This is a genomic window from Mycobacterium sp. NAZ190054 (genome assembly GCF_001545925.1).
Classification (GTDB): Bacteria; Actinomycetota; Actinomycetes; order Mycobacteriales; family Mycobacteriaceae; genus Mycobacterium.
The window spans coordinates 1-6968 of sequence record NZ_LMVQ01000203.1 but is presented as its reverse complement, the minus strand read 5'-3'; the positions used below and the strand labels follow the sequence as shown (position 1 = coordinate 6968).

Annotated in this window: 6 protein-coding genes; all 6 read right to left on the bottom strand. The window is 67.8% G+C overall.

The window, feature by feature from the left end:
• Positions 1-2: 2 nt before the first annotated feature.
• The gene (locus ASJ79_RS15410) at positions 3-485 is read right to left on the bottom strand and encodes a DUF4126 family protein (protein WP_067956620.1); all 483 of its coding nucleotides are present in this window, start codon (positions 483-485) and stop codon (positions 3-5) included.
• A 67-nt stretch (positions 486-552) separates the two neighbouring features.
• Complete coding sequence (gene hisG / locus ASJ79_RS15405; RefSeq protein WP_067956618.1) at positions 553-1401, bottom strand: ATP phosphoribosyltransferase; 849 nt, start codon at positions 1399-1401, stop codon at positions 553-555.
• Between the two features lie 20 nt (positions 1402-1421).
• A complete protein-coding gene (locus ASJ79_RS15400; RefSeq protein ID WP_067956616.1) occupies positions 1422-1703 on the bottom strand; it encodes a phosphoribosyl-ATP diphosphatase in 282 nt (93 codons plus the stop codon).
• A gap of 45 nt (positions 1704-1748) precedes the next feature.
• Positions 1749-3212, bottom strand: a complete 1464-nt coding sequence (locus ASJ79_RS15395) for a sugar porter family MFS transporter (protein WP_067956614.1) — start codon at positions 3210-3212, stop codon at positions 1749-1751.
• Between the two features lie 100 nt (positions 3213-3312).
• Positions 3313-3996, bottom strand: coding sequence for an HAD family phosphatase (locus tag ASJ79_RS15390; RefSeq protein WP_067956612.1), 684 nt, complete (start codon positions 3994-3996; stop codon positions 3313-3315).
• A gap of 216 nt (positions 3997-4212) precedes the next feature.
• Positions 4213-6968 (bottom strand): methionine synthase (metH, locus tag ASJ79_RS15385; protein WP_067956610.1); only part of this gene is annotated, 2756 nt, incomplete at its 5' end.

Genomic DNA, 6968 nt, shown 5'->3' with positions numbered 1-6968 from the left:
CCCTAGACCAGGCTGACCAGGAAGGCGACCAGGATTCCGCCGCCCACGGCCAGCGCGTCCTCGGTGAACGCGCCGGGACGGTCGTTGCCGTCCCTGGCCCCGGCCAGCCTGCTGCGCAGCGCCGCGCCGGCGAGGGTGCCGAGCACGGCGCCGATGATGCCTGCGCCGGTGCCGATGATGGAGTGGTAGAAGGCACTGCCGATGACCGCACCGGAGAACCCGCCGGTGGCGAGCCGGGCGAGGAACTGGACGGGCACCTTGCGGCTCGGGGTCTTGGGCAGCTGGTCGGTGACCAGCTCACCGACCGCGAAGATGGTCAGCACGGTGACCGTGATCGGGTGCGCCATCCAATCCGACCACTTGTCGGCGACGTCGATCCAGCCGAGCATCGCGCCCCACGCCACGACGGCCGGGGCCGTCAGCGCACGTGATCCGGCGACGATACCGATCAACAGGGCCAGCACGAGAACGAGAACCTGCGTCATCGGACCTCCGCACGCCGGGTGGACCTCCGGACGCTAACACGGCGCACCGCGTCGCGCGGGGTGTCACTCAGAAGCGGCAGAAGCGGATGTCCGAGGCCAGAATGGCTTTGGCGCCGATCGCGGCCAGCTCGTCCATGATCGCGTTGACGTCGCGGCGGGGCACGAGGGCGCGCACCGCGACCCAGTCCGGGTCGGCCAGCGGCGCGATCGTCGGCGACTCCAGCCCCGGGGTGACCTCGGCGGCCCGTTCGAGTACCGAACGCGGACAGTCGTAGTCCAGCATCAGATACTGCTGGCCGAACACCACGCCCTGCACCCGGGCCGCCAATTGGTCGCGGGCCGAGGCATTCTCGTCGGCGCCGTCGCGCTCGATCAGCACCGCCTCCGAATCGCACAGCGGCTCACCGAAGGCGGCGAGGTTGTGCAACCCCAACGTGCGACCCGACCCGACGACGTCGGCGATCGCGTCGGCGACACCGAGCTGCACCGAGATCTCCACGGCCCCGTCGAGCCGGATGACGGTGGCGTCGATCCCTCTGGCTGCCAGGTCTTTTCGCACCAGATTGGGGAACGCGGTGGCGATCCGCTTGCCCGCCAGGTCCTCCACCCGCCACGACCGGCCGGCGGGGGCGGCGTACCGGAACGTCGAGCTGCCGAACCCCAGCGCGAGGCGCTCCCGCACCGGTGCGTCGGATTCACGGGCCAGGTCGCGGCCGGTGATGCCGAAGTCCAGCTGTCCCGAGCCGACGTAGATCGCGATGTCCTTGGGCCGCAGGAAGAAGAACTCGACCTGGTTGACCGGGTCGACGACGGTCAGGTCCTTGGTGTCGGTGCGGCGACGGTATCCGGCCTCGGACAGGATCTCGGCGGCCGGTTCGCTGAGTGTGCCCTTGTTGGGGACGGCGACCCGCAGCATCGGGGTGCGAGACGCAGACATCAGAGCTTCCCGTACACGGCGTCGAGCGTCAGGCCGCGGGACAGCATCAGGACCTGCGTCCAGTACAGGAGCTGGCTGATCTCCTCGGCGAGGGCGTCGTCACTCTCGTGCTCGGCGGCCAGCCACACCTCGCCGGCCTCCTCGAGGATCTTCTTGCCGATGCCGTGCACGCCGCCGTCGAGTGCGGCGACGGTTCCGCTGCCGGCCGGGCGGGTGCGTGCTCGTTCGCTCAGTTCGGCGAACAGTGCATCGAAGGTCTTCACGTTTGGCGATTGTGTCACGCCGCGGCGCGGCGGACGTGATCGCCCGGGTAGGACCCGTGACGCTCAGCCTGCGGCGGTCTTGTCCTCCCGCAGAATCTCGCCGTGCATGTCCTCCAGATGCTTGCCCTTGGTCTCCGCCACCCAGCGGAACACGAACAGGAAGGACAACACCGCGCAGACCGCATAGAACCCGTAGGCGACGCCGAGTACGTTGCGCAGTTCCGGGAAGGTCACCGTGATCAACCAGTTGGCGACCCACTGGCCCGCGGCCGCAAGCCCGAGGGCCGCGGCCCGGATCCGGTTGGGGAACATCTCGCCGAGCAGCACCCACACCACGGGTCCCCACGACATGCCGAACGCCACGACGAACAGGTTGGCCGCGACGAGGGCGACGGGCCCGGCGACGTCGCCGAGTTGGGGCTGACCGTCGACCTGGGGCGCCGTCCCGAAGATGACCGCCATCGTGCCCAGGGTGACCGCCATGCCCGCCGATCCGGTCAACAGCAGCGGCTTGCGGCCGATCTTGTCGATCAACGCGATCGCGATCAGCGTCGTCACGATATTGGTCACCGACGTGATCACCGTGATGACGAACGCCTGCCCCTCGTCGAATCCGACGGCCTCCCACAACACGTTGCTGTAGTAGAAGATGACGTTGATCCCGACGAACTGCTGGAAGATCGACAGAAACAGACCTACCCACACGATGCCGTAGATGCCACCCGACGGTTTGCGCAGATCCCGCCATGACGGCGGCTTGTCGGACTTGAGCGATTCCTGGATGCGGGTGATGGTCAGTTCCAGATTCCGTTCCCCCAGGAGCATGGTGAGCACTCGGCGTGCTTCCGGAATCCGGTATGTCGCAACGAGATAGCGTGGGGACTCCGGAATGGTGTAAGCCAATGCGCCGTACACGATCGCCGGAACGGCCATCACGAGGAACATCCACCGCCAGGCGGGCAGGCCGAGCCACAGTTCCTCGCGTGAGCCCCCGGCCAGCTGGGCCAGCCCGTAATCGATGGCCAGCGACAGGAAGATGCCGGACACGATCGCGAGTTGCTGAAGCGACCCCAACCGGCCCCGGATGCGGGGTGGAGAGGTCTCGGCGATGTAGGCCGGCGCGATCACCGATGCCACTCCGACCCCGATGCCGCCGACGATGCGGAAGATCACCACCAGCCAGATGTTGGTGGCCAATCCGGTACCGAATGCGCTGATCAGAAACAGCACCGCGGCGATCTTCATCACCGACAGGCGGCCGATCCTGTCGGCCAGCCGGCCCGCGGTCAACGCGCCGAGCGCGGCGCCCAGCAGTGCCGAGGCGACCGCGAAACCCAGCGCGTAGTTGCCGATGCCGAACTCGTCCTGCAGCGCGGCCACCGCGCCGTTGATCACCGCGCTGTCGTAGCCGAACAGCAGACCGCCCAGGGCGGCGACACACGCGATCCGCACCACCCGGCCGCTGTGCTCGGTCTCCTCGTAGTCCAGTCCCGGTGCATCCCCGATGGGTGGTCCCTGTGCGGCCATGTGCTGACCCTTCCGCGCAACGATGCGTGATGAGGATCACATTCAATCACTCGGGACTTCCGGCCGGGGGTGTTCCCGAAACTGATCGTGATGACGCGCCTCAGGCGGTGCGGTTACGCAGTTCCCCGTCGATCTCACGGTAGATCCGGCGCAAGCCGGCGACGTCGAGGCCGGCCAGCGATTCGACGTGCCTGCGGCGCAGCCCGCCGGGGACCGGTACCTCGTTGGGCACGATCAGCACCGCGCACCCCGCCCGCTCCGCGGCCGCGGCGCCGGTCACCGAGTCCTCGACCGCCAGGCATTCCGACGCTGGCAGCCCGAGAAGTTCCGCCGCCCGCAGGTACGGGTCGGGCGCCGGTTTGCCGCTGGGCACCTCGTCCCCGCACACCGTGACCGAGAAGAAGTGACGACCGATGCTGTCGAGCGCACGCTCAGCGAGCTGCCGCACCGTGTTGGTCACCAGCGCCGTCGGAGTCTTTTCGGCCGCAAGCGCTTCCAGCATCTCCCGGGCGCCGGGACACCACGGCAGGCCGTCGTCGAACAGGCCGGCGGTGTGATCATGCAGCCAGCGGATCGACTCCGTCATCGCCACCGGGTCGGGATCGAGGCCCAGTTCGGCGTAGACGGTCTCCATCGTCTCTTCGGCCGACGCCCCGACCAGAGCGGCCCTGGTCTGCTGGCTCATCACCCCGCCGAAACTCTCATACAGCGCGGAAAGTGAGACATCCCACAGCTTTTCGGAGTCCACGAGCGTTCCGTCCATGTCCCACAGCACCGCTCGCACCGGGCCATTGTGGCATGCGCGGGTGACGTCACGCTAACCGTCGGAGCGTGGCTCTCGGCACGACACCGACGTCGGCGCGGTGCCCGCCCCGCCGTGCCGCGGACGGCCGGGCACCGTGCTGACGGAATCACCCTGTCCGGCAGTGCGATCCGGTGCACGCTCGCCGAAACCATGGCCCAGTGGGCCGCCCGCCACCGTGAGCTGTTCCGGTAGGGCTCAGTCCTCCGGGTTGTAGCCGAGGTTCGGAGCCAGCCAGCGCTCGGCTTCGGCCAGGGTCCAGCCTTTACGTCGCGCGTAGTCGGCGACCTGGTCCTGGGCCATCCGGCCGACCACGAAGTACTGCGACTGCGGGTGCGAGAAGTACCAGCCGCTGACGGCGGCACCGGGCCACATCGCCATCGACTCGGTCAGCTCGATACCGGTCCGCTCCCGGACGTCCATCAACTCCCAGAGCGTCACCTTCTCGGTGTGCTCCGGGCAGGCCGGGTAGCCCGGGGCGGGACGGATCCCCACGTACTTCTCCTCGATGAGCGCCTCGTTGTCGAGTTGCTCGTCGGGCTGGTATCCCCAGAACTCCTTGCGGACCCGTTCGTGCATCCGTTCGGCGAACGCCTCGGCCAGCCGGTCGGCGAGCGACTCCAGCAGGATCGCGCTGTAGTCGTCGAGGGCCGCCTTGAACTCGGCGATCTTGTCACCGCTGCCGAGCCCCGCGGTGACGGCGAACGCGCCGACGTAGTCCCGGAGACCGGTTTCTTTGGGGGCGATGTAGTCGCCGAGGCTGCGGTTCGGGATGCCGTCGCGGTGCTCGCCCTGCTGGCGCAGATTGTGCAGCGTGGTCAGCACCTCGGTACGGGTCTCGTCGGTGTAGACCTCGATGTCGTCGCCGACCGCGTTCGCGGGGAAGAATCCGATGACTCCGTTGGCGGTCAGCCACTTCTCCTTGATCAGGGTGTCGAGCATCTCCTGCGCGTCGTCGTAGAGCTTGCGGGCAGCCTCGCCCGAAGCCGGGTTGTTGAGGATGTCGGGGAATCTGCCCTTCATCTCCCAGGCGTTGAAGAACGGCTGCCAGTCGATGTACTCGCGAAGCTCGGCGAGGTCGTAGTCGTGAAACTCCCGCACTCCCAGGCCCTGGGCGGGCACCGGGGGTGTGTAGCCGTCCCACTCGACCGGCGTCCGGTTCGCGCGCGCCTTCTCCAGCGTCAGCATCGGCCGCTCGTTCTTCTGGGCGTGCCGTTCGCGCAGGGCCGCGTAGTCCTTCGCGGTGGCCTCCAGCAGCGCCGGCCGCTGTCGGTCGTCGAGCAGCGCGGCGGCCACCGGCACCGAGCGGGACGCATCCTTGACCCAGACCACCGGACCGCTGCGGCGCGGCGCCACCTTCACCGCGGTGTGCGCACGCGAGGTGGTCGCACCGCCGATCAGCAGCGGGATCTCCAGCCCCTGGCGATCCATCTCGACCGCGAAGTTGACCATCTCGTCCAGCGACGGGGTGATCAGGCCGGAGAGCCCGATGATGTCGGCGTCGTGCTCCTTGGCCGCGTCCAGGATCTTCTGGGCGGGCACCATCACCCCGAGGTCGATCACCTCGAAGTTGTTGCACTGCAGCACGACCCCGACGATGTTCTTGCCGATGTCGTGGACGTCACCTTTGACGGTCGCCATCACGATCGTGCCGTTGGTGTCCTTGGAGGAAGCCGTCCCGGAGGATTCCTTCTCCGCCTCGATGAACGGCAGCAGGTACGCGACGGCCTTCTTCATCACCCGGGCGGACTTCACCACCTGCGGCAGGAACATCTTGCCCGAGCCGAACAGGTCGCCGACGACGTTCATGCCGTCCATCAGCGGGCCCTCGATCACCTCGATGGGCCGTCCCCCCGCGGCGGCGATCTCCGCCCGCAGTTCCTCGGTGTCCTCGTCGACGTGCGCGTCGATGCCCTTCACCAGCGCGTGGGTGATGCGCTCGCGGACCGGCAGAGATCGCCACTCCGCTATGTCCGAGTCGCCGGGTCCTTCTGTCTTGTTGAACCGCTCGGCGATCTCCAGCAGGCGCTCGGCGGCGTCCTCCCTACGGTTCAGCACGACGTCCTCGATGCGGTCACGCAGTTCGGGGTCGATCGAGTCGTAGGGCACCAGCGCACCGGCGTTGACGATGCCCATGTCCAGGCCGGCCTTGATGGCGTGGAACAGGAACACCGCGTGGATGGCCTCGCGGACCGGGTTGTTGCCCCGGAACGAGAACGACACGTTCGAGATGCCGCCGGAGATGTGCACGCCCGGCAGGTTCTCCTTGATCCAGGCGCACGCCTCGATGAAGTCGATCCCGTAGGTCGCGTGCTCCTCGATACCGGTGGCCAGCGCAAAGCAGTTCGGGTCGAAGATGATGTCCTCGGCCGGGAAACCGACCTCGTCGGTCAGGATCCGGTAGGCGCGCCCGCAGATCTGTTTGCGGCGCTCCAGGTTGTCGGCCTGGCCCTGCTCGTCGAAGGCCATCACGACGACGGCGGCGCCGTACTTGCGGCACAGCCGGGCCTCACGGACGAACTTCTGCTCGCCCTCCTTCAGCGAGATCGAGTTCACGATCGGCTTGCCCTGCACGTTCTTCAGGCCCGCCTCGATGACCTCCCACTTGGAGGAGTCGATCATCACCGGGACGCGGCTGATGTCCGGCTCGGCGGCGATCAGCTTGGTGAACCGGTCCATCGCGGCGACGCCGTCGATCATGCCCTCGTCCATGTTGATGTCGATGACCTGCGCACCGACCTCGACCTGCTGCAGCGCCACCGACAGCGCGGTGTCGTAGTCCTCGGCCTTGATCAGGTTGCGGAACCGGGCGGAGCCGGTGATGTTGGTGCGCTCGCCGATGTTGACGAACAGGGAGTCGTCGTCGATGTTGAGCGGCTCCAGACCGGCGAGCCGGGTGGCCACCGGGATGTCCGGCACCTTCCGCGGCGGCTTACCCTCGACCACCTCGGCGA

What these genes read in the sequence shown, in the direction of transcription:
- ASJ79_RS15410 (WP_067956620.1), bottom strand. Translation starts at nt 485, where the DNA reads ATGACGCAGGTTCTCGTTCTCGTGCTGGCCCTGTTGATCGGTATCGTC.
- hisG (WP_067956618.1), bottom strand. Translation starts at nt 1,401, where the DNA reads ATGCTGCGGGTCGCCGTCCCCAACAAGGGCACACTCAGCGAACCGGCC.
- ASJ79_RS15395 (WP_067956614.1), bottom strand. Translation starts at nt 3,212, where the DNA reads ATGGCCGCACAGGGACCACCCATCGGGGATGCACCGGGACTGGACTAC.